This window comes from Phaeodactylibacter sp. (genome assembly GCF_040219495.1).
Lineage (GTDB): Bacteria > Bacteroidota > Bacteroidia > Chitinophagales > Saprospiraceae > Phaeodactylibacter.
The window spans coordinates 14,206-38,804 of record NZ_JAVJSK010000143.1; the positions used below are offsets into that span (position 1 = coordinate 14,206).

The 24,599-nt window shown below is 53.2% G+C and carries 14 protein-coding genes and 1 tRNA gene; 4 read left to right on the forward strand and 11 right to left on the reverse strand.

The window, feature by feature from the left end; all coding sequences use genetic code 11:
* Positions 1–107: 107 nt before the first annotated feature.
* The 4 genes from RIC19_RS23265 to RIC19_RS23280 form a co-directional block, all read right to left on the reverse strand.
* Positions 108–3,215 (reverse strand): cytochrome c biogenesis protein, encoded by a 3,108-nt coding sequence (locus tag RIC19_RS23265; protein WP_350180786.1) that lies wholly within the window; start codon positions 3,213–3,215, stop codon positions 108–110.
* Positions 3,216–3,456: 241 nt separating this feature from the next.
* The gene (locus RIC19_RS23270; RefSeq protein ID WP_350180787.1) at positions 3,457–4,257 is read right to left on the reverse strand and encodes a GW dipeptide domain-containing protein; all 801 of its coding nucleotides are present in this window, start codon (positions 4,255–4,257) and stop codon (positions 3,457–3,459) included.
* A 264-nt stretch (positions 4,258–4,521) separates the two neighbouring features.
* On the reverse strand, positions 4,522–6,147 hold the full coding sequence (locus RIC19_RS23275; RefSeq protein ID WP_350180788.1) for a TonB-dependent receptor: 1,626 nt from the start codon (positions 6,145–6,147) through the stop codon (positions 4,522–4,524).
* 12 nt (positions 6,148–6,159) lie between these two features.
* On the reverse strand, positions 6,160–10,596 hold the full coding sequence (locus RIC19_RS23280; RefSeq protein ID WP_350180789.1) for a hypothetical protein: 4,437 nt from the start codon (positions 10,594–10,596) through the stop codon (positions 6,160–6,162).
* Between the two features lie 15 nt (positions 10,597–10,611).
* On the opposite strand from RIC19_RS23280, the gene RIC19_RS23285 reads away from it, so the two are divergent.
* Entirely contained in the window at positions 10,612–10,863 is a 252-nt protein-coding gene (locus RIC19_RS23285) for a hypothetical protein (RefSeq protein ID WP_350180790.1), read from the forward strand.
* Positions 10,864–10,923: 60 nt separating this feature from the next.
* On the opposite strand, the gene RIC19_RS23290 is transcribed toward RIC19_RS23285, so the two are convergent.
* From RIC19_RS23290 to RIC19_RS23315, 6 genes are all read right to left on the reverse strand, one after another.
* Positions 10,924–12,489 carry a hypothetical protein gene (locus tag RIC19_RS23290; RefSeq protein WP_350180791.1) on the reverse strand — a complete coding sequence of 522 codons (1,566 nt, stop codon included), beginning with the start codon at positions 12,487–12,489 and terminating at the stop codon, positions 10,924–10,926.
* On the reverse strand, positions 12,468–12,812 hold the full coding sequence (locus RIC19_RS23295; protein WP_350180792.1) for a hypothetical protein: 345 nt from the start codon (positions 12,810–12,812) through the stop codon (positions 12,468–12,470). The genes RIC19_RS23290 and RIC19_RS23295 overlap by 22 nt, the downstream gene beginning before the upstream one ends.
* 33 nt (positions 12,813–12,845) lie before the next feature.
* Positions 12,846–14,258: a cytochrome c3 family protein gene (locus RIC19_RS23300; RefSeq protein WP_350180793.1), complete on the reverse strand. Its 1,413-nt coding sequence runs from the start codon at positions 14,256–14,258 to the stop codon at positions 12,846–12,848.
* A 134-nt stretch (positions 14,259–14,392) separates the two neighbouring features.
* Entirely contained in the window at positions 14,393–15,721 is a 1,329-nt protein-coding gene (locus RIC19_RS23305; RefSeq protein WP_350180794.1) for an NAD(P)-binding domain-containing protein, read from the reverse strand.
* Positions 15,722–15,739: 18 nt separating this feature from the next.
* Positions 15,740–16,609, reverse strand: a complete 870-nt coding sequence (locus tag RIC19_RS23310) for a hypothetical protein (RefSeq protein WP_350180795.1) — start codon at positions 16,607–16,609, stop codon at positions 15,740–15,742.
* Between the two features lie 428 nt (positions 16,610–17,037).
* Positions 17,038–19,461, reverse strand: coding sequence for a beta-glucosidase family protein (locus RIC19_RS23315; RefSeq protein WP_350180796.1), 2,424 nt, complete (start codon positions 19,459–19,461; stop codon positions 17,038–17,040).
* 272 nt (positions 19,462–19,733) lie between these two features.
* Here RIC19_RS23315 and RIC19_RS23320 point away from each other — a divergent pair, with 272 nt between their 5' ends.
* Together RIC19_RS23320 and RIC19_RS23325 are read left to right on the forward strand one after the other, a co-directional pair.
* Positions 19,734–20,687, forward strand: coding sequence for a phosphotransferase (locus tag RIC19_RS23320; protein WP_350180797.1), 954 nt, complete (start codon positions 19,734–19,736; stop codon positions 20,685–20,687).
* Positions 20,684–21,511, forward strand: a complete 828-nt coding sequence (locus tag RIC19_RS23325) for a 3'(2'),5'-bisphosphate nucleotidase CysQ family protein (RefSeq protein WP_350180798.1) — start codon at positions 20,684–20,686, stop codon at positions 21,509–21,511. The genes RIC19_RS23320 and RIC19_RS23325 overlap by 4 nt, the downstream gene beginning before the upstream one ends.
* A 136-nt stretch (positions 21,512–21,647) precedes the next feature.
* Here RIC19_RS23325 and RIC19_RS23330 read toward each other — a convergent pair.
* Positions 21,648–21,719 (reverse strand) — tRNA-Gln (locus RIC19_RS23330).
* Between the two features lie 437 nt (positions 21,720–22,156).
* Between RIC19_RS23330 and RIC19_RS23335 the strand changes: the two genes are divergently transcribed.
* The coding region (locus RIC19_RS23335) for a M12 family metallo-peptidase (RefSeq protein WP_350180799.1) at positions 22,157–24,599 on the forward strand (2,443 nt) is incomplete at its 3' end.

Sequence of the window (24,599 nt, forward strand, 5' to 3'; positions counted from 1 at the left end):
TTGCTGTAGAGCACAGTTCCTTTTGCACTAGCCAAGCCTAATAGAAAAACGGGAGACCGCCTTTGCCCGGCTGCCTCCCGTTCTTTTTAGAGCTGATTAGGCCCGTACTATTTGGATGCCTTATTGAACTGCCAATTGCGCCAAAGCGCCAACAGGCTGATAATGGTAAGGCTAAAAACCGCATAGTAGACAAATGACGGGATCGGCACCGGGTCTCCGGCAGCATACGAATGCAGCCCTGACAGGTAATAATTGACCCCAAAGTAGGTCATAATGACCGAGGCCCACCCAAAAAGGGAAGCGACATTAAAAGCATACGCTCCCCGGAACCCTGGAATAAACCGCATGTGCAGAATAAAAGCGTAGACTAATATGGTGACAAGTGCCCAGGTTTCCTTGGCATCCCAGCCCCAGTAACGGCCCCAGGACTCGTTGGCCCAAACCCCGCCGAGGTAGGTCCCCACACTGACCATCACCAAGCCACCTATGAGCGTCATCTCACTGATTTGTGTCATCTCTTTGATGATCCGGTTGACGTTGTCTGCGTTTTTGGTGTTGCGAAAGATCATAAAGAGCAGGTTGATCACTCCAATAAGTGCGCCCAGCATGAGGAACCCATAGCTGCCGGCTTCGAGGGAGACGTGTATGGTCAGCCAGTAAGACTTAAGCACCGGTACCAAAGGTGTAATTTCGGGGTCCAGCCAACTCAGGCCTGCCACCATCAGGATGGTCGCAGCCAGTATACAGGTAGCCGCCAGGCTGCCTAATGCTTTGCGGCCAAAGAGGACACCCGCCAGTACCGTCGTAAAGGCGATATAAATCATAGATTCATACCCGTTGCTCCAGGGTGCCCGTCCGGATACGTACCATCTGAGCCCCAGCCCGAAGGCATGCATAGCGAAGCAGGCCAGGAAAATGCCCAACGCGATACGGGTTGCCCACTTCAGGCGGAGCCCCGGCTTGAAGACCCGGGCAAACAGTAAGCCCAGAAAAGCCAGCCCCAGCAGGGCATAAACTTTGCCCAACCGGCTAAAAACGTTGAGCCGGTTGAGTAGGATTTCCGCATTTACTTTCCCTTCAGATGGAATGACTGCAGCACCGTTTTTGTATTGAAACTGCCGGAGCTCGTCAATGAGCCGGTTGGCCAGTGCCCAGTCGCTTTCGTGCAAAGCGGTTTGTACGGTTGGAATGTAGGCATCGTAAAACCGCTGTCCAAAGGAGGCTTCCTGCTGACCGTGCCGGTGCGCATCATTGGGCGATTCCCAGTGGTGGTTAGGGTCTCCGGGGATGGGGAAAACCTTGAGGAAGCTGCCGGAAAAAACCATATTGCAGATATTGACGCGCTCGTCCAGCTTCATCATTTCTTTTTCAAATACCCCCCGGTCTTTTTTGGGTGTATTGTAGGCCTGCCGCACGTGCTCCTGTAGAATATACTTACCATTTTGGTCGAAGAAGTCACTGTAAGCCGCCAGTTTGCCCTCTACCGGGATAAGATTTCGTGTCTTATCGTGTTTCCCCATCTTGATCAACGGGATATGGTACCAGTCTTTGGGGTGCGCCGCCATGCTGATGATCGCCTGCTCAGCGGTTAATCCATAGACGGTCTCTTTGCGGGAGAGTTTGCGTAGAATTTCGCTGGCGTAGGTGTTCAATGGTTTCATCCGGCCCCGGTGGTCTTGCATGATGAGCCGCCCAAATCTTTCGGCATGGTCCAGAGAAACGGCAGGCCCGGGGATATAATTGGGCGCAGGTGCCGCCAGAGCCAAATTGGAAGCGAGCAAAACCGGGAGTAGGATGAGCGCACTTTGGGGTTGGCTACGCATTTTTTCCAGGTTGCGGGCCAGCTGCTGAAAGCGGCTTTTTCTGCTAAAGAACGTCAGGATCATTCCAATGGTGAGGATGGCATACCCCAGGTAAGAAATCCAGGTCCCCCACCAGTCATGATTTACGCTCAGGTAAGTGCCCAGTTCATCCGGGTCGAATGAAGACTGAAAGAACCGGTACCCACCGTAATTCAATATGTTGTTCATGTAAATGCGTTGATCGTGGTTGACGTTGTTGGGACTGTCCAGCAGGGTCACTTCACTGGCGTAGGAAGAGGCGCTGTTGGTACCGGGGTATTTTTCGATAATGAAGTCCCGGAGCTTAAGCGCAAAGGGCAGTTGGACCCGTTTGGAACCATAAGCCACCGACAGTTGCAGATCGCCTAGCAGAAAGGTCCGGGGGCGCCCTTCCACACCTTTACTGCCGAAGATATACTGCTCCTGTGTATTGGTGCCATCGCTTACCTTGACTTTAAGCCCGGCAGTGCTGTTGCTTTCCATCTTCCGGTTGGAAGAAGCCAGCTCAATAAGGCCTGTAGGTGTGAACTGCCCGAATACAAAGCTCTGCTGCCCGCTCGCATAGAGGCTACGGAGTTGAAGGGGGTGGTATTGCCCGGCAGCAAGGGTGTCCTTTTCCTGAGTGGCCATCACCATCTGAGTGAAGGTCGCCGGTGCCTTGAAATAGGGCTGGCCGGCTTCCAGCTTGATATTGAATGCCTGAGGGTCTTCCCGGTCTGTGAAGTTGAACAGCGTGCCCCGAATACGGCTGCGCTGCCCTTCCTGCAGGTAATATTCCTCCCGGCCGTTTGCCCCGCCAATGACGATCTGCAGGGTGGGCAACCCTGTTTCATCGTTCAACAGGAACTCCTTGGGGTTGGGCATGAATTCTGTCACCTCTACCTCAATGGTTTTGCTGCCCAATTGGTAGGGCTCCCGGAAGTGGTTGTTGCCAAGGCTGGCAAATAATACAGGCTCGTCAAACCGGTATTTGTTGCCTTTTTGCTGCGCTTCAAAGAGCAGATAGGTCTCCGCACTCAGGAAAGTATTGGCACTGCTCCCTTCCCGGATGTGCATCATGCCTTCAAATCCGTAGTAACGGGTTACTGCCGCCCCGGCGATAATGATGACAATAGCGGCATGAAAGGACAGCACCGCCCATTTTTTTTGTGGGATCATGCGGAAGCGAAAAATATTGACCAAAAGGGAAATGCTGAACAACCCCATCAGCAGCTCGAGCCACCACGACTTGAAAACAACTTTCTGGGCAGCGCTTGTACCAAAATCGTTTTCTATAAAGGTTGCTCCTCCGATGGCAATCGCAAAAAGGATCATATACAAGCCTGCTGCGGAGGTTGAAAACAGGCGGTTAAAAATTAGCTTAAGCATTTTCATGATAATGGGTGTTTTGCGAACTGAGAGGGTCCGGAAACTACCTACGATACCCAAACTCGTCCTTTTGAGCCTGCTTTTCGTGAGGTGTTGACTGTCCTCTATAGCGCCACGATTAGGCTCCGTGCGTGTATCAATCAGGCTGTGAAATGCCTGATGAACTATCGGAGCGCTACGCCGTAGACGCAGAGCGAAATTTGGCAAGAGCAGCCCAAAGTGTAAAACTCCAACAAGCTCTTAACAATTACCGAAGTACGGCTTCTTCCATAATGATATCGTACCGGTAACCCGCACCAAAGTCCTTATCCAATGCGATGGTGCCTTCCAGTGTAACGATAGCGCCAAGTGGGATCTGTTCAGCTGTTGTTACCGTCAGGTCGGCCCCTTCGCCAGAGCCATCCTTCAGGTGTACCCAGTTGCGGTTCATGATCATGGGGTTCACCTTGACGCACTTGCCGGTCACTTTGATCAGTTGTTCGCCGTACTGCGCTTTATTGGCCATTAGTTTGGCAAGGGGTACGGCCCCTTCGGCCAGCTGAATATCTCCGGGGCGGACCTCCAGGTCGGGGGCACCCTGAGCCGTATTCATCTGCGCAAAAGCCTCATCCAGTGCCGCTTCACTACCAGAGGGTTGCTTCCAGAAATTGGAGACCAGGTAGAGGGTTTCGAAAACACGGTTGAACTCCTGGCTGAAGAAGTTTTTTTTCATAAGGCCACCCTTGAAGTAATAAGTATCACCTTCAGCAACTTCCCGTTTCGAAATGGCTATCCAGTACTTTTCTCCTTCTTCATCAACCTGCAAATAGGTGTACCGCTCTGTATTCAGTACTTCGCTCACGGTCACCTTGTGCTGGTTTTCCGTTGCCGCAGGGCTACTACTGGCCTCGCTCAGCGACGGGAGGGTGGCTGTGCCAGTATTTTTATCAGCGGGCACAGAGGCCTCGCTTTCAATGACTTTTGGCTTAGACTCGCAGCTCATAAAGCCCAATGCGAGGAAGCCGGTAAAAAAACAGAGCACAATGGCTCTCAAATCACAGTTATGCATAATGTACAGTTTAGAATCAGGTAGTCGCTGGCCGGGGTAGGCTGGCTAATGTTTTGTTTGTAAGAAAATTAATGCGTTGGGAATTACAGCAGGGGTGAAATGGCGCTGCCCCTTCCCATCCCGGTTCTACCGGGATGCCTTTCTTCAGCCGTTTAACGCCTTCAAAAAGCCGGAGTGCGGTTGGAAACAGTTCATTTTCCCACTACACGTACTCAACACATCACGTCTAATAGTTCAGCATGCCATAGCATGGTGCGCTCTCACTCAGAACCGCTGAATGATTTTTGTATTGATCCGATGGAACTGCTCGTCCCGATGATCAAAAGTCCCTTCGTAGTATAAAAATAAGCTCAATTGTTTTCTTATGCGTAGGGAAAAACTCACCCCAACAATATTTTGTCTCACGATGGAGTCGTTGTGCCGGTAGTGGTATTCCACTATACGGCCGTAAACATCCCCGTCCAGGCGCTTTTTAATGATTTGACGAGATAGCCTCAAGTCAAAAATCTGGCTCTCAATAAAGCTGGTTTGCAAAAAGTTGGCAGACAGTGAAGCCCGCATATTCAACTTGGGGATCCTGGAGCAATTCAGGAATAATCTCAGATTTTTGGATTCGTTATTGCCGCTTTTTTGAAAACGCCACCCCGTATTGAGCCCCAGCGTGATTAGCTTTATAGGGCGCAGGTTGAGGTTGAAGCGCAGCCCTTGCCGTGTTTCATCCTGCACGAGCTGATCAATAAAGCTTCTGTAAGACTCGTAATAGATGATATTGCGCCGGTTGTCATAAGACAGGGACAGCCGCAGCTTGCGGTTCACCCTGTACCGCATGGACAGGAACAAATTGGTAAGCTTCAGAGTGCCATGTGCTTCGCTGTTCAGGTTTTCGTAAAGGTCTACTTCGAATGACCCAAACAGGTTGAGGGCATCAAAGGGGTTGCTGCTGTGCTGCAGGTATGCAAACCGGCGGTCGGTATTCCCCCGGTTGGTCTGTTCCATAAACCCAAAGGTGGTTTGGTGGTGGTGGGTTGCTGCTTCGTCGGATACGAGCATCACATAGCCTCCGGCTTCCAGCAGGTCCGGATTAAAGCCATAGTTGGTAAAATCAGGACGAAAGCCTGCAATACCGCCCAGTTGTACCCGCCCAAAGCTTCTTTCGTACTGCACCCCGTCAATCGCGCCAATGCTGGACATATTGGGGTTGATGCGCCGGCCCAAAGTCAGGTTGGACATGGAGTCAATATCGTAACGAACGGAAAGTGCATACACCTTAAGGGCGTTAGACAGGTTGTCCCGAACCTCATCCCATGCCCCGATTTCGTGGCGGAAAGTGACGTATGCATCGGTAGAAAAACGGCTGTCATTCAGGTGCGCTCCCTGAAAGGACAGTGCATAGCGCATCCGGTGGAGATCCCGGTAATCCGACAGGCTACTGTAGGAGGCTGCGGACAGCCTGGCTCTGATTTTCTCGTTGGAAACCGGTTGGTCATCCTGATCTTCCTCCGGCGTGAGGACGGGAGCCGCCCCCGTTTTTACTTCCGCTGTTTCTTCTGGTACGGCTTTGGTGGGTGCTTCTTCCGGCATTGGCTCCGACTTGGGCTTTGGCACCCGGGCAAACAGCAGATCCTTTTTCTGAAAGGTGCGGTCCGCAATTGGGGTACATACCGTAGAGGTGGAAGACTTGTTGTCAATCAGCAGAGCAGGCAAATAGCGGCCCTCGGTACTGATGAACAGCGTATCGCCTATTTTTATGTCCTTTGTCGTTGAGAACTTTACATATACATTGCGCGAAGAGGTAAAGGAAACCGCACCGCTTTCCCACGCGGTGTTGCCCTGTCCCCAAAGCGCAGTGGCCGAAGCCACAAAAAATGCTATGTAAAGGTATTTTATCATTTGTAACGATTTCTATTCTTCTCCGGTTGGGTGGCATGCAAAACAGGCATTGTTTTCAAACATATAACCGGGGACTTCATCGTGGTCATCCGCCAGGTCCGCTGCATTATTATGGCAGTTGATACAGTCGAAAATGGCGTAATTATTGGGTGTGGTATGGCATTCTGAACAAGCATTCCACTCACCTTCGTGCTTGCCGCTGTAAATCGGGAAGTACATGGCATCATGGTCAAAAGTGGAGGGTATCCATGTGTTTTGGCTATGGCAGGCTTCACAATCAGTCGGGAAGTTCGCCGCAGCATGGTTAGGATTGCTCGTGCCGTTATAGTCATCGCTATGGCATCCGAAGCAAGTGTTGGGTGTATTGTTGTAATCGCCCATATGGCAGGCATTGCAGTCATTGGCAATACCGGCGTGGGCTCCTGTCAGCGGGTAGTAGTTGTCATGGTTGAAGGAAGAAGGTGTCCATGCGTTTTCGTTGTGGCAGTCCTGGCATTCCGTAGCGATTTGAGCCGCGGCATGGTTGGGGTTGCTGGTGCTGTTGTAGTCATCGTTATGGCATCCAAAGCAGGTGTTGGGCGTATTGTTATAGTCGCCCATGTGGCAGGCATTGCAATCATTCGCAATACCGGCATGCGCTCCCGTCAGCGGGTAGTAATTATCATGGTTGAAGGAGGAGGGTATCCAGGTGCTCTCCGAATGGCACTGCTCACAGTCAGTCGGGAAGCTGGCGGCAGCGTGGTTGGGGTTGCTCGTGCCGTTGTAGTCATCATTATGGCAGCCAAAGCAGGTGTTAGGGGTATTGTTGTAGTCGCCGTTGTGGCACTGCACACAGTCATTGGCAATAGCGGCATGCGCTCCGTTGAGGGCATAATACTGATTGTGGATGTCAAAGCTGGCCGGTATCCAGTCGGGGTCAGTAGTATGACAGGATGCGCAATCCATAGGGATGCCGAGCGCCAGGTGGTTCGGGTTGGTGCTTTGGTTGTAATCGTCGTTATGGCAGGCTTCACAGGTATTGGGCGTATTGTTATAATTGCCCTGGTGGCACTCAAAACATTCATTTTCAATGAGCTGGTGCGCTCCCGTCAGCGGGAAGTGCTGATCGTGGTCAAATGTAGAGGGAGCCCAGGCTGTCTGAGTATGACAATCTTCACAAGTCAGTGGTAACTGACCAGTGGCATGATTTGGAGTGCTGGTACTGTTGTAGTCATCAAGGTGGCAGCCATCGCAGGTGTTGGGCGTGTTGGTATAGTTACCCATATGACAAGCATTGCAGTCGTTCTCGAAGGCTTGGTGAGCGCCTTCAATCGGGTAGAAGTTATTGTGGTCGAAAGTAGCGGGCACCCATGTGGTTTCGTTATGGCAGTCCTGGCACTCTGTAGCGATCTGGGCGGCAGCATGGTTCGGGTTGCTGGTGCTGTTGTAGTCATCGCTATGGCATCCAAAGCAGGTGTTGGGCGTATTGTTATAGTCCCCCATGTGGCAGGCGTTGCAATCAGTCGCAATACCGGCATGGGCTCCCGTCAATGGGTAGTAATTATCGTGGTTAAAGGAGGAAGGTGCCCAGCTCGTTTCCGAATGGCACTGCGTACAGTCGGTAGAAAAGTTGGCCGCAGCGTGGTTGGGATTACTGGTGCTGTTGTAGTCATCGCTATGGCATCCAAAGCAGGTGTTGGGCGTATTGTTATAGTCCCCCATGTGGCAGGCATTGCAATCAGTCGCAATACCGGCGTGTGCCCCCGTCAATGGGTAGTAACTATCATGGTTGAAGGAGGAGGGTACCCAGGTGGTCTCCGAATGGCACTGCTCACAGTCAATGGGGAACTGCGCTGCAGTATGGTTGGGGTTGCTGGTGCTGTTATAGTCATTGGTGTGGCACCCAAAGCAGGTGTTGGGCGTATTGTTGTAGTCTCCGTTGTGGCACTGCGCGCAATCGTTGGCAAGAGCCGCGTGCGCCCCATTGAGGGCATAGTAGCTGTCGTGGTCAGCAAAGGTGGCGGGGCTCCAGTCTGGTGTCGTGGTATGGCAGCTCTCACAGTCGGTGGACAGGCCAAGTACCTGGTGGTCCGGGTTGACCGTTGCGGCATAATCTTGAGTATGGCAACCTGCACAGGTATTGGGCGTATTGGTGTAATCGCCCTGGTGGCAGGCGTTGCAGTCATTGGCAATGATTTGGTGCCCTCCAGTCAGGGGGTAGAAGTTGTCGTGATTGAAACTGGATGGTACCCATGCGTTTTCGGTATGGCACTGCTGGCAGTCGGTGGGGAACTGCGCTGCGGCATGGTTGGGGTCTGCGGCTTGATTATAGTCATTGATATGACAGCCAAAGCAGGTATTCGGAGTGGTGTTATAGTCGCCGTTGTGGCAGAGTATGCAGTCGTTGGCGATAGCCGCGTGCGCACCATTTAGGGCATAGTAGCTGTCGTGGTCAGCAAAGGTGGCGGGGCTCCAGTCTGGTGTCGTCGTATGGCAGCTCTCACAGTCGGTAGACAGGCCAAGTACCTGGTGGTCCGGGTTGACCGTTGCAGCGTAATCCTGAGTGTGGCAACCTGCACAGGTATTGGGCGTATTGGTATAATTACCCTGGTGGCAGGCGTTGCAGTCATCGGCAATGATTTGGTGCCCTCCCGTCAGGGGATAGTAGTTATCGTGATTGAAACTGGACGGTACCCATGCGATTTCGGTATGGCACTGCTGGCAGTCGGTGGGGAACTGCGCTGCGGCGTGGTTGGGTTCTGTGGCTTGATTGTAATCATCGCTATGACAGCCAAAGCAGGTATTCGGAGTGGTGTTGTAGTCGCCATTGTGGCACTGCGCACAATCGTTGGCAATAGCCGCGTGTGCCCCGTTGAGGGCATAGTAGCTGTTGTGGTCAGCAAAGGTGGCGGGGCTCCAGCCCGGTTCGGTAGTGTGGCAGGTGGTGCATTCGGTCGTAAACCCAAGAGCTTGATGACTGGGATTGATGGTTTGAGCATAATCATTGGTGTGGCAGGCTGCACATGCCGTTGGAGTACCTGCATAGCTGTCAGTATGGCAATCCTGGCAAGCGACTGACAGGTGTGCCCCGGTCAGCGGGAAGGCCGTTGAATTGTGGTCAAAGACATTATCGGCATCGCCGGTAGGGTGGCAGGCCAGACAGGCATTGCTTTCATAGGCATATCCACCTACTCCTGCGTGTTCGTCATTGGTTTCCAGATTAGTATGGCAACCGGTACAGCTGAATTCAGCAAAATTGGAGGCATTGGTATGGCATTCCATGCAGGTGCTCCACTCGCCTTCGTGCGCTCCACTGAAAATGGGGAAGTATTGCCCATCATGGTCGAGCGTTGATGGCACCCAGCCGTCTTCAGTATGGCATTCCTGACAGTCAATAGCGAATTGGGCGGTGGCATGGTTTGGATTATCGGTATTGTTGTAATCATCGCTATGGCACCCGAAGCAGGTATTGGGGGTGTTGTTGTAGTCGCCGTTGTGGCAGAGTATGCAATCGTTGGCGATAGCGGCGTGCGCCCCATTGAGGGCATAGTAGTTGTCGTGGTCGGCAAAGGCAGCTGGGGCCCAGTCCGGCTGAGTGGAATGGCAACTGGCGCAGTCGGTGGACAAGCCGAGGGCTTCGTGGTCCGGGTTGACAGTTGCGGAATAGTCCTGAGCATGGCAGCCGGCACAGGTGTTGGGGGTGTTGGCATAATCACCGTTGTGGCAGGCCACGCAGTCGTCTTCGATGATCTGGTGCGCGCCGTCCAGTGGGTAGTAATTGTTGTGGTCAAAGGAAGAGGGCACCCACGCGTTTTCGCTATGGCAGGTGGCACAGTCGGTAGGGAACTGTGCAGCTTCGTGGTCGGGGTCTGAGGTCTGGTTGAAGTCGGGGGTATGGCACCCGGCGCAGGTATTGGGGGTATTGTTATAGTCTCCGTTATGGCACTGCGCACAATCGTTGGCGATAGCAGCGTGCGCTCCGTTGAGGGCGTAGTAGCTGTCGTGGTCGGCAAAGGCAGCTGGGCTCCAGCCGGGCTGCGTGGAGTGGCAGCTGGCACAGTCAGTGGACAGGCCGAGTGCACTGTGGTCCGGGTTTGTAGTGGCGTTAAATTCGGTTGTATGGCACCCGGCGCACTCGGTGGCCGTGCCGGCGTATCCGCTGGCGTGGCAGTCCAGGCAATTGGCGGCCAGGTGCGCCCCGGTCAGCGGGAAGGCGGTCATATCGTGGTCAAAGACATTATCGGCATCGCCGGTAGGGTGGCAGGCGAGGCAGGCGGTGTTTTCGTACACATAGCCGCCGACCCCGTCGTGGTCATCATTGGTCCCGGGGTTGGTATGGCAGCTGGTGCAGGTGAAGGAGGTGTAGTCTGCGGGGTTGGTATGGCATTCAATGCACTCGCTCCATTCGCCCTGATGGGCACCGGAATAGATGGGGAAGTACTGTGCGTCGTGGTCCAGGGTCGATGGCACCCAGCTGTCTTCTGAGTGGCACGCGGTACAGTCAGTGGGGAACTGGGCGGTGGCGTGGTTGGGGTCGTCGGTATTGTTGTAGTCATCGCTATGGCACCCGAAACAGGTATTGGGGGTGTTGTTGTAGTCGCCGTTGTGGCAGAGTATGCAATCGTTGGCGATAGCGGCGTGCGCCCCATTGAGGGCATAGTAGTTGTCATGGTCGGCAAAGGCAGCGGGTGCCCAGTCCGGCTGCGTGGAATGGCAACTGGCGCAGTCGGTGGATAGGCCGAGGGCTTCGTGGTCCGGGTTGACAGTTGCGGAATAGTCCTGAGCATGGCAGCCGGCTCAGGTGTTGGGGGTGTTGGCATAATCACCGTTGTGGCAGGCCACGCAGTCGTCTTCGATGATCTGGTGCGCGCCGTCCAGGGGGTAGTAATTGTTGTGGTCAAAGGAAGAGGGCACCCATGCGCTTTCGCTATGGCAGGTGGCACAGTCGGTAGGGAACTGTGCAGCTTCGTGGTCGGGGTCTGAGGTCTGGTTGAAGTCGGGGGTATGGCACCCGGCGCAGGTATTGGGGGTGTTGTTATAGTCTCCGTTATGGCACTGCGCACAATCGTTGGCGACAGCAGCGTGCGCCCCGTTGAGGGCGTAGTAGCTGTCGTGATCGGCAAAGGCAGCTGGGCTCCAGCCGGGCTGCGTGGAGTGGCAGCTGGCACAGTCAGTGGACAGGCCTAGAGCACTGTGGTCCGGGTTTGTAGTGGCGTTAAATTCGGTTGTATGGCACCCGGCGCACTCGGTGGCCGTGCCGGCATATCCATCGGCGTGGCACTGTATACAATCCGTTGTGAGGTGCGCCCCGGTCAGTGGGAAGCCTGACTCATTATGGTCAAAATTACTGTCTTCGTCGCCTGTGGGGTGGCAGGCCAGACAGGCATTGTCTTCATACACATAGCCACCGACCCCGTCGTGGTCATCATCGGTCTCGGGGTTGATATGGCAGTTGGTGCAGGTGAAAGAGGCATAGTCGTTGCTGTTATCATGGCATTCGGCACATTTCATCCATTCACCTTGGTGCGAGCCGGAGTAGATAGGGAAATGCAATGCATCATGGTCTGCAAATACAGCTGGCATCCATCCCACATCGGTCGTATGGCATTGGGTACAATCATTGGAGAATCCGGCCGCTTCGTGGCGAGGTTCCAGGGTGTTCTCAAAGTCATTCAGGTGGCAAGACACGCATTCGGCAGTAGTCGTGCTATAGTCTCCGGTGGTATGGCACTGCGTACAATCGGTAATATCATGCCCCTTGGTTAGTGGGAAGAAGTTGTGGTCAATATTCTCTGCTCCCCAATCCAGTCTATCAGGACTGTGGCAGGTCGCACAATCTGTAGGGAAGCCTGCATCCTGATGATTAGGGTTGGTCGTGGCATTAAAGTCATCCAGGTGGCAATTGATACAGTCGTTGCCAATACGGTTGAATTCAAGTGTGGTGGCGGAGGTGTGGCAGTCTGCACAGCTGATGGCCGCGTGCGCGCCCAGCAGTGGGAAGCCATTTTCCTGGTGCAGTTCGGTGATATTATCGACCAGCCAGCTTTCGGGGGTATGGCAACGGGCACAGTCATTACCTACCGTCATCCGGTGAATGTCAGTATGGCAATCTATACACTGGCCAGGGGCCTCATCAAATACCAAAGTCTCGTGGCAGGCCCGGCAGTCCACAAACTGATGCTGGCCCGCCAGTGGAAAAGCAGTGGTGTCGTGGTTGAAGAACAGGGTGTCCACATTAATTTCCCAACTGGCAGACGAGTGGCAGTCGGAGCAGTTGACCAGGAAGTCGGGCCCGTGAGGAGACTGTGCCTGAAGCGATAGTCCCCACAGCAACAGCAGTACTATTTGTGGCAGTCTATGCATTCAAAGCTTTTGAATTGATATTGAATAATGCGTTCTCCGTCTATTTCAGTAGGCTTATGGCAGGCTTCACAGGCAATTGCTGCGTGCCGCCCTTCCAGTTTGAAGGCTGTATTGTCGTGGTTGAAATCACCAATGCCCCAGTTTTCGAAGCCATGGCAGCGGGCACAGTCCGTCAGGCCTTCTTGTTCGAATTGGCTGCCATGTACATTTTCGTGGCATTGGCTGCAATCTGTAGAAAGGTTCAAAAAACCGGCGTATGTGGGCAAACGCTCGTCTTTAGTGGCATGGCAATCCATGCAGCCTTGCCGGGCATGTGCACCCAATAGCTCGAATCCGGTTGTACTGTGATCAAAGTGCTATGCCTCCCAGCGGTCTGTTACATGGCAACGCTGGCAGTCTTGGTCCGGGTAATAGTCTTCGGAGATATACCCCTGGTGTACATCTTCGTGGCAGTCGACACAGCGTGCCCCCAGCTCCCGGAATACCCAGCGGTCCTCTACCATGTGGCAGGCAAAACAAGGGGTAGCCAGGTGGGCTCCATCTAGTGGGAATTGGCTCTGATTGTGGGCCTCCAGAGTATATAAGGTGACATCAAAGCCTTCTTCAGAATGGCATTCGGCACAATCCCGGCTATTCCCTGCCGAAGTAAAGTCGCCCTCATGGTAATCCTGATGACAGGCGGCACATTCATTGTGGGGGACGGGCTCAATGAAGCTTTCGGTGTGGCACTCCCGGCAGTCCACTTCCTGATGCCTGCCCTTTAGGTGGAAGGCGGTAAGACTGTGGTCAAACTGGTTTTCATCAACATCCGTGAAGGCGCGTTCATTATGGCAGGCCGCACAATCGCTCCCGAAGCGGTCTTCATGCACATCTTCATGGCAACGGTTGCATTCGTTGACCAGAACTCCGAGGTGGTCCTGAAAGATACTGGCGGCAGGTACATCCATCGTATGGCACTGCCCGCAATCCGTTTGCTGGTGTGCGCCTTTGAGCGGAAAGAGGGTATGACTATGATCAAAACGGCGCAGACTCGCCCGGGAAGCAAAGGATTGCTCTGTATGGCACTGCTTACAGTTGGTGCCCAGGTTGCGGTTATGCGCATCTTCGTGGCAGCTGTTGCAGTTGTTGAAGTCCAGCCCGGTGAAAACCTGGAAGGGCTCGCCATTGCGGCTTGTTTCTTCGTGGCAGGCGGCGCAGTCTGTCTGTTCGTGCTGCCCCCTTAGTGGGAAAGCCGTCTGCTGATGGTCAAATTTTTCAGCCGGGGCAAAAGCATTGGTCGTATGGCACTGCGTACATTCGCTGCTCGATAAAGTACCTTGATGATAATCGTCGTGGCAGTCGGCGCATTCTTTTGGCAGCCCGAGATAGGTTTCAGCACGGCCCCTGAGTGCGTCATCGGCAACAAAATCGGGCCGGTGGCAGCTACGGCAGTCTATCTGCTGATGGGCACCGGTAAGTTCGTAGCCGGTCAGGTCGTGGTCAAACGTTGCCTCATCAAAGCGGACCATTTCGAAGTTGCGGCCGTGGTGCTCACTGTGGCATTCGGCGCATTCCTGACGGCGCACAGCAGGAGCAGCATGATAGCCTCGCTGTTGATCTATGCGGACTGCAATCTCCTCGTGGCAAGCCAGGCACTTTTCATTAGAGACTTTTTCGCCCAGCGTATGGCATTGGGTGCAATTACTGATCCCTTCCAGTTCGGCATGCGAACGGGTTAACGCTCCGGGCGAGAGTTGTGCCTGCAGGTCAGTAAAGCAGTAAATGCTCATGCTCAGTAATAGGTTTGTATGCAGTCGTTTTATGTTCATTTTTACGCCGGCCCATGGGCCGTTGAAATCTTTTCTTTTAGGCTGCCTGGCCTGTTAGAGCCTTTTAAGAGCGCAATTTTGCGCCCCATCATGTTTCACCGGTATGTTTTCATGGTGTACCCAAATCTTTTAGTGATTTGTACGCCGGTATTTTGGAGAAACTGTGTGGGCAGCTCCCCCCCAGCGAATATGTATACCAGGTCGTTCTCCAATTCCAGCTGTTCTCCTTCCTGATCCGTAGACAGAAATACCCGGTCGGGCTCTATCGCGGTCAGGTTGGTATTGTACCGGACTTTCAGGTCCCCATCGGTGATGGCCTGCAGGATTTTTTCGCGGTTCTTAGGCTTGAGGCGGCTAAACTTATCCTTGCGGTAAGAAAGCGTCACTTCATTCTGATCGGTCAATAGCAGGGCGGATTCAATAGCGGAGTCTCCTCCGCCTACGACCATGATTTTCTTTCCCTCCAGAAGTTCTGGTTCGAGCAGGCGATAGGCTACTTTTTCTGATACCTCTCCGGGGACGCCGAGCTTTCGGGGAGTGCCTCTTCGGCCAATCGCAAGCAATACCCGTTTGGCTATGAACGACTCTCCCGATTGAGTTTTTATCTTGAAAAGTCCGTTTTCCGGGATGATGGACTCCACTTTAGTCTGTTCCCGGATGGTAATCCCATTTTTGGTCAGGGCCTCATTCCACAGGTCCAGCAATTCCTGTTTGCTGGTGTCGAATAATTTTACCTGCCCGTGGAGGGGGAGGTGCATTGGGGCCGTCATCACCACTTTGGCACGGGGGAAGGTGAACACGGTGCCCCCAAGCGTGTCTTGTTCAAGCGTAACAAAATTGAGCCCATGCTTTTTAGCAGTCAGGGAAGCCGAAACGCCAGCAGGGCCAGCGCCGACGATCAAAAGGTCAAGGGAGGAATCGTCTTTTTTGAGCCCGGACCGAACCAGGTTTTCCACGGCCATCATACCTTGCTCCACGCTGTTTTTGATCAGCCCCATACCTCCCAGTTCCCCGGCAATATAGATGCCCGGTACGTTTGTTTCGTAAGATTCGCTGACGTGGGGCAGGTCGACGCCCCGCGTCTCCGTACCAATCACCAGGGAGATAGCCTCTACCGGGCAGGCGTGGAAACAAGCACCATGGCCCACACAATTGGAAGCGTTGATCAGAGTGCCCGCTCCATTGAGAATGCCCAGAATATCTTTTTCCGGGCAGGCGGTTACGCAGGCTCCGCTCTTAATGCAAGTACTCAGGTCAATGCGGGGATGCAGAGACACAGGCTCGTGTATACCTTCCTGTTTGGCAACCTCAATCTTGGCTTCCACTTCCTGCGAGGCCTGCTTCAGCTTTCGCAAATACACGAAAACAATTGCCCCGCAGAACAGGAAAACCAAGCCGTAGATGATGAATTGTTCGAGTAGCATATTTGCACCAGTTAGGCGTTAAAAAATCCATTTGTAGCCAAAGGCCAGAGTGATACCCACGTGCAAAAGCACAATAACCAGCATGATGAGGGCAAAAGGCAAATGCGCCACATGCCAGTATTTGAAGAGCTTTTGCATGGTATGTAGCCGCTCAATTCTGTTGTTGAGTGAAATTTCATTCCGGACAATCCGTGTTACCTTTTTGACATCCGGGCGGGAAAGCTGATTTTGCGACAGCAGCTGGCGGACGCTCCGAAGTGTCCGCAGGTCTTCCAGGTGCTTATTTAAAATACTGCCCAGAAAAGTCCCTGTATCCCGGAAAGGCTTCACTTTTACAGCTTCCAGAATACCGGTATAACTCTGCTCGTCAAGGTGGTAGTGATCTTGTAACAGCGCGCCAATATTGGTCTTCATAGCTTTGACTTCGCCCAGGTTCAGCGCCCGCCCTTCGATGGTGCGGGGTATTTGTATGTAAATGAACCGGCCGATCACTCCGCTTGCCACCACGGCTACCATGCTCCAGAATGCAATGGAAACGATACCTCCAAACTTGAAGGCGGTATGGAATAAAATCATTACCGGGCCCAGACTGCAAAGAAAAATATGGAATTCCAGCCAGTGCTTCAGCCGGCCCAGGTGTGACATGAAATGGTAGCGCTTACGTATGATATAGGAGGTGACACCGATAAAGATGAGGAGGGTGCCCAGGATACCCAGGCCATGACCGAACAACCCGCTGGGCTTGAAGTAGTCATGTGCGGTATGGTAAAACCGTTCTTCCAGGCTGGTCGTGTAGTAAGATACACCATAGTAAGCGAGCAGTACGGCTGTTAACAGTACAATCCCCGCCATAGAGTAGACGTAAATCCGGTGGATGACTGATGGCATGGTAGCATATTTGTTTCCTGCAGCGGACTGGCAGGATCAGGCTGAGCATAAGTCAGGATGGCCTCCCAGGAACACGCAGGGTGTTTGAGGCTTAGAGCGTTTCAGGACTTTGCTTTTCCAGGTCAAAGGATAAAGTCCAAATACGCTCCTAATTCGTAATTCCGGACTTAGTGTTATGCGGCTTTATGTTCAAATGTAAATAATTTGTCAGGGAATTGTCAGTTTAGGCTCTTTTTTTTCGCCGAACGGGAATATTTTATGACTGAACAGGGATGAAGCCATCAAAATATCAGCCTGCTGCGGCAGAAGCGGTATCAGAATCGGAGATCATCCTGTCAGAAATAATGCGGCGGGCTTCACGCTTTGAAGCCCCGGGTTAACTGAACCGTTACGTTAAACACTTTCTGGGCAAGTCCACCCGTTACCGGTCACCTGGAATGTGTAACCGTGATCCCCTCCTCCAACCGTATATCTCTGGAAGAACTGCCGGCTTTCAGTAGGTACAGGCCAGCTTCCAGCGCCCAGCTCTTGCTTTCCTCGTCCCAGTATTGTAAATCCGATACGGGGATTTTAAAATGCAGGGTGGTTGCCGCGCCGGGCAACAGCGCTGGTGTTTTGGCGAAAGCTTTGAGCTCCTGCACCGGGCGGTCTACCGTGGTCTCCGGTTTGGCCGCGTACACTTGCACCGCCTCCCGCCCTGGCCGTGCGCCGGTATTTTGTACGTTCAAAGCCAAATGAATGGTGTCGTTGTCCATCCTGGCCTCCAGGTTGCTGTACTCAAACCGGGTGTAGGAAAGGCCGTACCCAAAAGGGTAAGAGACGTCTAGTCCTGTCTTGTCAAAGTGCCGGTAGCCGACGTAAATCCCCTCTTCGTAGCGGGTGAAGTCTTTGTTGCGGACTTGCGCTGCTTCAGGCTTTGGCGCTTCTCCCAGGACCAGGTTCATGAAATTGATGGCACCGCCTTCCAATGGAAAATTGGCATTGGACGCGTGATCGTCCAAACGGAGGGGAAAGGTCATCGGGAGCTTGCCACAGGGGTTGACTTTACCACTTAGGATATCAGCGGCGGCGTGCCCGCCTTCCTGCCCACCCTGCCAGGCGAGCAGAATGGCATCGGGGCGTTCCTTCCAGGAAGCAGTCTCGATGCCCCCCCCTATGTTGAGTACCACGACCAATGGCTTGCCAGAGGACTGGAAAGCATCACAAGCGCGGTTGAGCAGGGATTGTTCCTGTTCGGAAAGCAGGAAGTCATTCTTTTTCACCCGGTCGCCCCCTTCGCCGCTATTGCGCCCGATCGTAAGAATGCCCACGTCGGCTTCGGCAGTAACTTGTTGTAGTTGTGCGTCGGTGTAATCCATTTCAGGGGGATCATAGGGTTGTGTCATGGCTTGGAAGCCCTCCGGCTTGGTAAAGGCCGCTTCATGGGCAGCTTTGTGCTCGTCAAACCACTTCCGGGCGGTGGCGTTGATGTTGAAGCCTGCCGCGCGCAAGCCGGTTTCCAGCGCAACGGTATAAGCCTCATTGACATCCCCGGAGCCGGTACCGCCGGCAATGAAGTCGTAGGACGTAATGCCCAGCAGGGCGATATCCTGCTCCTTTTCCAGAGGGAGAGCACCCTCGTTCTTCAGCAGCACCATACCCTCGGCTGCCGATTGGCGGGCAAGGCGTGCGTGCGCCTGCAGGTCGGGGTCGTTGCGGTAGTGATAGCCCTGCATCTTGCGCGATTGCAGTACGAGCTTCAAAATACGTTTGGCTGAAGTGTCGATCACGGATTCCGGTAGTGCCCCCGCTTCGTGGGCTTTGCGCAGGGCTTTCCATTGCTTGTTGGTGCCCGGTTCCAGGAGGTCATTCCCGGCCCTGATTTGTGCAACGGCATCCTGTCCGCCAAACCAGTCCGACATGACGATGCCCTCAAAGTTCCAGTCGCCCCGCAGCACATCAGTGAGCAGGTACCGGCTTTCGGAAACATAGGTGCCATTGACCTGATTGTAGGAAGACATGAGGGTCCAGGGTTGGGCTTCCTTCACAATAATCTCAAATCCTTTGAGGTAAATTTCCCGTAGCGCACGCTCTGATACGATGGCGTTATTCAGGTGGCGGTCGGTCTCCTGATTGTTGGCCACAAAGTGCTTCACGGAGGTGCCCACGCCATTCGACTCTATCCCATTGACCATCGCAGCACCTATTTTGCCGGTCAGTACAGGGTCCTCCGCGTAGTATTCAAAGTTGCGGCCGCAGAAAGGGTGGCGGTGGATGTTGGCACCGGGCCCCAGAATCACATCGATGCCATATTCCAGTGCCTCGTTGCCCATGGCGTTGCCCACTTCCTGCACCAAATCGGTATTCCAGGTAGAAGCCAGCATCGTCCCGATTGGGAAAGCCGTGCAGTAGTAGGTACGGTCTTCACCCTTACGGGTAGGGTTAATTCTAAGGCCGGCCGGCCCGTCGGAAAGGTAGACGGTAGGAAGGCCCAGGCGGGGGGTAGGTACGATGGTGCCCACGGCGCCCGGGATGCCCTCCCCCGGTTCGGTCATGCCGAGCCCGGAAGCCATACCCGACCCTTTGAGCAGGTGGATTTTCTCCTCTGTAGTCATTTGGGCTAAAAGGTCATCTGCCCGGACGTCCAGCGGTAACCGGTCATCTTCGTAGGGGTCGAGCTGGGCGTTGCTGTTGCGGTCCACAAAGGAATAGCCATCGATGGTCAGCGTCGATAGCCCGGTAGGTTCCGGATAATCTTTCTCAAAGAATAGAAAACCGGAGCGGAGATAAAGCCAGCCGCCCAGTCCAGCGAGAAGGACGAGCAAGAGCAAACTCCCCAGTCCAATTAATGGAATCTTGACCCATTTTTTCATGGCAGGTATTCGTTGGATGAAGCGAAAAGGTACGGAATTTGTTGGTTCGGGCAAAGAGTAGGTTTGGAGGTGATTTACAACGTAAAGGTGCTCCAAATATACTCTAAGACGACCCGAGGTTTTTCCCGGCGAGCCCTTAGAAAAGCAGATGGGGCTGTTTTGTGCTACAGTCTTACCGGTTGCTGCCATCTCTAATGAATACGCTCTTAGCGTTCTTCAAGCCAGAATCCTCAAATTGTGGGTTGTCAGACTATATATATATTTGCAGCCTTATGAATACACACTTTACCTCAATTATTCTGCAAGAAACGGGCGCTTCTTCCTTGTTTGAAAAAGAAGCCATACAGGAGCTGTGGAGCGGGTACGGCAAGATCATGCGAATTGGGTTGGAGGGGGCTTCTGCCAAAAGTGTTGTCGTAAAGCATGTTCAATTACCAGTAAACCAAAACCACCCCCGGGGATGGAATACGGATTTGGGGCATGAACGGAAAGTGAAATCGTACCAGGTAGAAACGGCCTGGTATGACCGCTACAGTAAGTACAGCACGGCCCGCCTCCCCCGGTGCCTGTCTGTCGCTACCCAGGGCGATGAGGTGTTGATGGTGCTGGAAGATTTGGATGAAGCAGGCTACCCCTTGCGTAAGCAGGCGGTCACATGGGCAGAAATAGCCGCTTGCCTGGAATGGCTGGCCCAATTTCACAGCAGTTACCTGGGGAAAGCACCGGACGGGCTTTGGGAAGTGGGCACTTACTGGCATTTAGCCACCCGGCCGCAGGAATTGGAAGTATTGGCTGATCAGGCGCTGAGGGAGGCCGCTCCTGCCATTGATGAAAAACTGAACACCTGTAAGTTTAAAACCTTCGTTCACGGGGATGCTAAGCTGGCTAACTTTTGCTTTTCCAAAGAAGGGCAAGTCGCAGGAGTGGATTTTCAGTATGTGGGTGGCGGTTGCGGCATGAAAGATGTGGCGTATTTTATCGGCAGCTGCCTGTCTGAACGGGATTGTGAACGTTTGGAAGGCCAAATCCTCGATACTTACTTCGGCCATTTACAAACCGCACTGGGAGAACGGAATGAAGCGCTGGAGAAGGAATGGCGGCCGTTGTACCGGGTCGCCTGGGCGGATTTTCATCGCTTTCTGAAAGGATGGAGCCCCGGCCACTGGAAAATCAATGCCTACAGCGAGCGTATATCGGCAGAAGTGATAAAAAGCCTTACACCATGAATTTACCACTGTTGAGCACCATAGCGATCAGGGCAGCTCTTGCCGCCGGTCAAGTCATTCAGAAAGCGGTTAATGAAGACGTCGTGGTAGAGCAGAAACAAGGCGGGGAGAGCTATGCCTCCCAGGTCGTAACGGCGGTGGACAAGGCCTGTGAAGCCATAATTCTGTCTGAATTGATTCCTACCTGCGAGGAATTTGATTTAGCCCTTTTATCGGAAGAGACCGAAGATGACGGGAGCCGGTTCGAAAAAGACTTCTTTTGGTGCGTGGACCCTATGGACGGGACGCTGGCTTTTATCAATAAACGACCTGGTTTTTCGGTCTCCATTGCTTTAGTCGCCAAAGACGGCACACCTTACATCGGCGTGGTCTTTGATCCGGTTACTCATACCCTTTACCATGCGGTTAAGGGGAAGGGGGCGTTTAAGAATGACCGTCCATGGAGCCCGGAATGCACCAACCCCCACCTTACTTACGTGACCGACCGCCAGCTGAAAGATACCCCGCAGGCGGCCGAAATCAACTCGTTTTTGCAGGAGCAGGTAGAAACGTTGCAGCTGAATGGCGTAAAGGAAATAAACGGCGCAGGCGCTGTACTGAATGCGCTCCGTGTACTTGAAAACGGCCCGGCCTGTATGCTGAAGTTTCCGAAAAAGGAACAGGGCGGCGGGAGCATTTGGGATTTTGCAGCCACCGCCTGTATTTACCAGGAATTGGGGCTGCCGGCAACGAATTTTAATGGAGGACGGTTGGACTTAAACCGAAAGGAAAGCACCTTTATGAATCATGAGGGGGTCTTGTACTTTAATTGGGCGGACCGTTGAGTTGGGAGTAGAGATGTCCATAAACGGAAGCCCCTTGCCTTCCATCTGAATCTACATCTGAGTTACGGGGAGATAAAGCAGTCCGGGCACTGCCGGAAACGAAAAAAGCCCTGACGAAGTGCCAGAGCTTTTTTTGTAGACCCACTAGGACTCGAACCTAGAACGACAGAACCAAAATCTGCTGTGTTGCCAATTACACCATGGGTCTTTATAACCAGCTTGAGAAGCGTTTTTCTCAATTGCGATTGCAAAGATAAACGGCTAAAAATTGATGTGCAAGAAAAAAAGCGAAATTTTTTATTTCTGCCCTTCAACCGGTGTTTCGCAACGTTCTCTTAAACTTCCGGTAGCGCAGGATAGTTCCGGGAAAAAACTAAAAATTGTGACAGGGTGAAACTTAGCCCGGCTGACCACGTAGAAGAACGCTGAGGGGTAATCGGATAGGGTAGGGCGTGCCTTTTGGGCATGCCGGGTACTGCTCTTGAAAAGAAAAAGGCAAATATCTGCCAAAGGCTAATTTTCTTTAAAACAAACTTGTAAAAGTTGGATCTATAGTCTAGCTTAATAATATGTTTCGATGGCATTAGTAATCCGTGACGTGTTTCCGGTCAAGCCTGGAACAGTCTTAACCTAAACAAAACAAAAATGCACACAAACTCCCTTACCCTCTGTTGGGCATTGCTCAGCCTGTTGTTCAGTTACACTGCTGTTTCTGCACAACATCACAACCACCCTATTGCAGAAGAAATAGCCCGGCGGCAAGCCACTTTGGCGGTGCAGCCGGAGCGCCTGCTGTTGCAACCGCAAACCCCGGGCGGCCCCTGGGCAGCGCAGGTCCGTGAAAAAGTAGACCGGGCCGCGTACTTTAGCCTGCACGACAAAAATCTCCATCAGGTTAGGCGCGATCAGCCACAGGAGCTCAAACTCCGCCTGCAGGACCACAACGGGCAAACTTTAGCGCTCGAATTGTATCAGGCAGAATTCTTGTCTCCGGATTTCAAATTGCGCAAAGCTTCCAACCCTGACCGGGTGATCCCCTTCGACCCGGGCCTGCACTACCGGGGCACCGTAAATGGTGCGCCCAATTCTCTTGCCATGCTCCTGGTGCGCCCGGATGAAATCTCGGGCATCATCGAGTTCCGCGGGCAGCAGTACAACCTCGGAAAGGTGGAAGGTGCTGATGGCGTTCACATCCTTTATCCGGCGGAGGCCCTGGCCGACCCACCGGTGAAAGGCTGCTACGCTGAAGAACTGCCTGACTACCGCCCGGGTGATGATCAACCCGCCAACACCCGTTCTCCAAATCCCGACAACTGTGTGAAAATGTACGTAGAGGTGGATAAAGACATCCACGATGGCAAGGGGGGCGTTACAGCGGCCGCCAATTATGTCTCCGGTGTATTCAGCCAGGTGAGCACACTCTATGCCGATGAAAGTATCAACCTGGTGGTGAGCGAAGTGTTCGTTTGGGATACAGAAGACCCCTACACCGGGCCGAGTACACTGGACTACCTGGTTCAGTTCCGCACCCATCTCAATGGCGATTACAATGGTGCAGACATGGCGCACTTGGTGGGCTATCAGGGTGGCGGTGGTATCGCCTACCTCGATGTCATCTGCAGCGGCACTTTTGGTGTGGGGTACAGTGATATCAACTCCTCTTATAATACGGTGCCGACTTACAGCTGGACGGTCAATGTGGTTACCCACGAAATCGGGCACAACCTGGGCTCTCCGCACACCCACGATTGCTCTTGGAATGGCGATAATACCCCCATCGATAATTGTGGCCCGGTAGCGGGTTATACTCCTGATGGCTGTTTCGATAATGGGGAAACGCCCAATGCGGGCACCATCATGAGCTATTGCCACCTGGTTTCAGGTGTCGGTATTTCGTTTACCGAAAACTTCGGGCAGCAGCCCGGCGACCTCATCCGCAATGAGGTATACAATGCATCTTGCCTGAGCCCCTGTTCTTCTGTGAATACCGTTGATGCAGGTATCGCCAGTATTGAGGTGCCCAACGGCGCAGTTTGCGGCAATACCGTCCAACCTGTGGTCGTCCTGAACAATTATGGTACTGAAACGCTGACTGCGGTATCGATCAATTACACCTTAAATAGCGGGGCAACCAATACGTACAACTGGACAGGCAGCCTGGGCAGCGCACAAGCCGAAGACGTGACCCTGCCTGCCATCAACTTCAGCAATGGCAGCTATACCCTTACGGTTGCGACAAGCAATCCCAATGGCGGCACCGATGCGGTCCCTGCCAACGATGAAGCCAGTTCCAGTTTTATGACCGGAGAGAACCCCATTACCCTTTCTATTACATTGGATAACTATCCGGGCGAGGTCTCTTGGGTGATCACCAATACCAACAACGAGGTGCTCGCTTCGGGCGGTGGCTACGGCAGTCAGCCGCAGGGCGCTACCGTTACCGAGCAGGTCTGCCTGCCGGATGGCTGCTTTGATTTCACCATTTTCGATTCCTATGGCGATGGTCTCTGCTGTGGCCAAGGCAACGGTAGTTATGTATTGACTGATAATGCCACCAATGCAACACTGGCCAGTGGTGGCAGCTTTGATGCTGAAGAAACAACAAACTTCTGTTTGCCAGTGGCTCAGCCTTGTACCGCCCCAACCAATCTAAACGTATCTCAGGTTACGGCTAATACCGCTACGTTCACTTGGTCGCCGGTGGCGGCGGCTGTAAACTACGAGCTGCAGTACCTCGAGCAAGGGGCACCTATGAATACGGTCACTACGCTTAGCGCAGGCACCAACAGTTATCAGTTGGCCGGCTTATCGCCAAATACCACCTATATCTGGCGGGTGCGTGCGCTTTGCAATGACGAGAACTCCCCCTACTCCGGGGTTGATAACTTTACTACCGCCGATGACGCTTGCCCGGACAGCGATAATGATGGCGTTTGTGATGCAGATGACCAATGCCCCGGATTTGATGACAGCCTCATCGGTACCTCTTGTAATGACGGGGACGACTGCACCATCAATGATGTCTATACTTCGGATTGCGACTGCGCGGGAACTTTCCAGGACAGCGATAATGATGGCGTTTGCGATG

Excerpts from the sequence above, each read along its gene's own strand:
- RIC19_RS23265 (WP_350180786.1), bottom strand. The coding sequence starts at position 3,215 with ATGAAAATGCTTAAGCTAATTTTTAACCGCCTGTTTTCAACCTCCGCA.
- RIC19_RS23270 (WP_350180787.1), bottom strand. The coding sequence starts at position 4,257 with ATGCATAACTGTGATTTGAGAGCCATTGTGCTCTGTTTTTTTACCGGC.
- RIC19_RS23275 (WP_350180788.1), bottom strand. The coding sequence starts at position 6,147 with ATGATAAAATACCTTTACATAGCATTTTTTGTGGCTTCGGCCACTGCG.
- RIC19_RS23290 (WP_350180791.1), bottom strand. The coding sequence starts at position 12,489 with ATGCATAGACTGCCACAAATAGTACTGCTGTTGCTGTGGGGACTATCG.
- RIC19_RS23300 (WP_350180793.1), bottom strand. The coding sequence starts at position 14,258 with ATGAGCATTTACTGCTTTACTGACCTGCAGGCACAACTCTCGCCCGGA.
- RIC19_RS23305 (WP_350180794.1), bottom strand. The coding sequence starts at position 15,721 with ATGCTACTCGAACAATTCATCATCTACGGCTTGGTTTTCCTGTTCTGC.
- RIC19_RS23310 (WP_350180795.1), bottom strand. The coding sequence starts at position 16,609 with ATGCCATCAGTCATCCACCGGATTTACGTCTACTCTATGGCGGGGATT.
- RIC19_RS23315 (WP_350180796.1), bottom strand. The coding sequence starts at position 19,461 with ATGAAAAAATGGGTCAAGATTCCATTAATTGGACTGGGGAGTTTGCTC.
- RIC19_RS23320 (WP_350180797.1), top strand. The coding sequence starts at position 19,734 with ATGAATACACACTTTACCTCAATTATTCTGCAAGAAACGGGCGCTTCT.
- RIC19_RS23325 (WP_350180798.1), top strand. The coding sequence starts at position 20,684 with ATGAATTTACCACTGTTGAGCACCATAGCGATCAGGGCAGCTCTTGCC.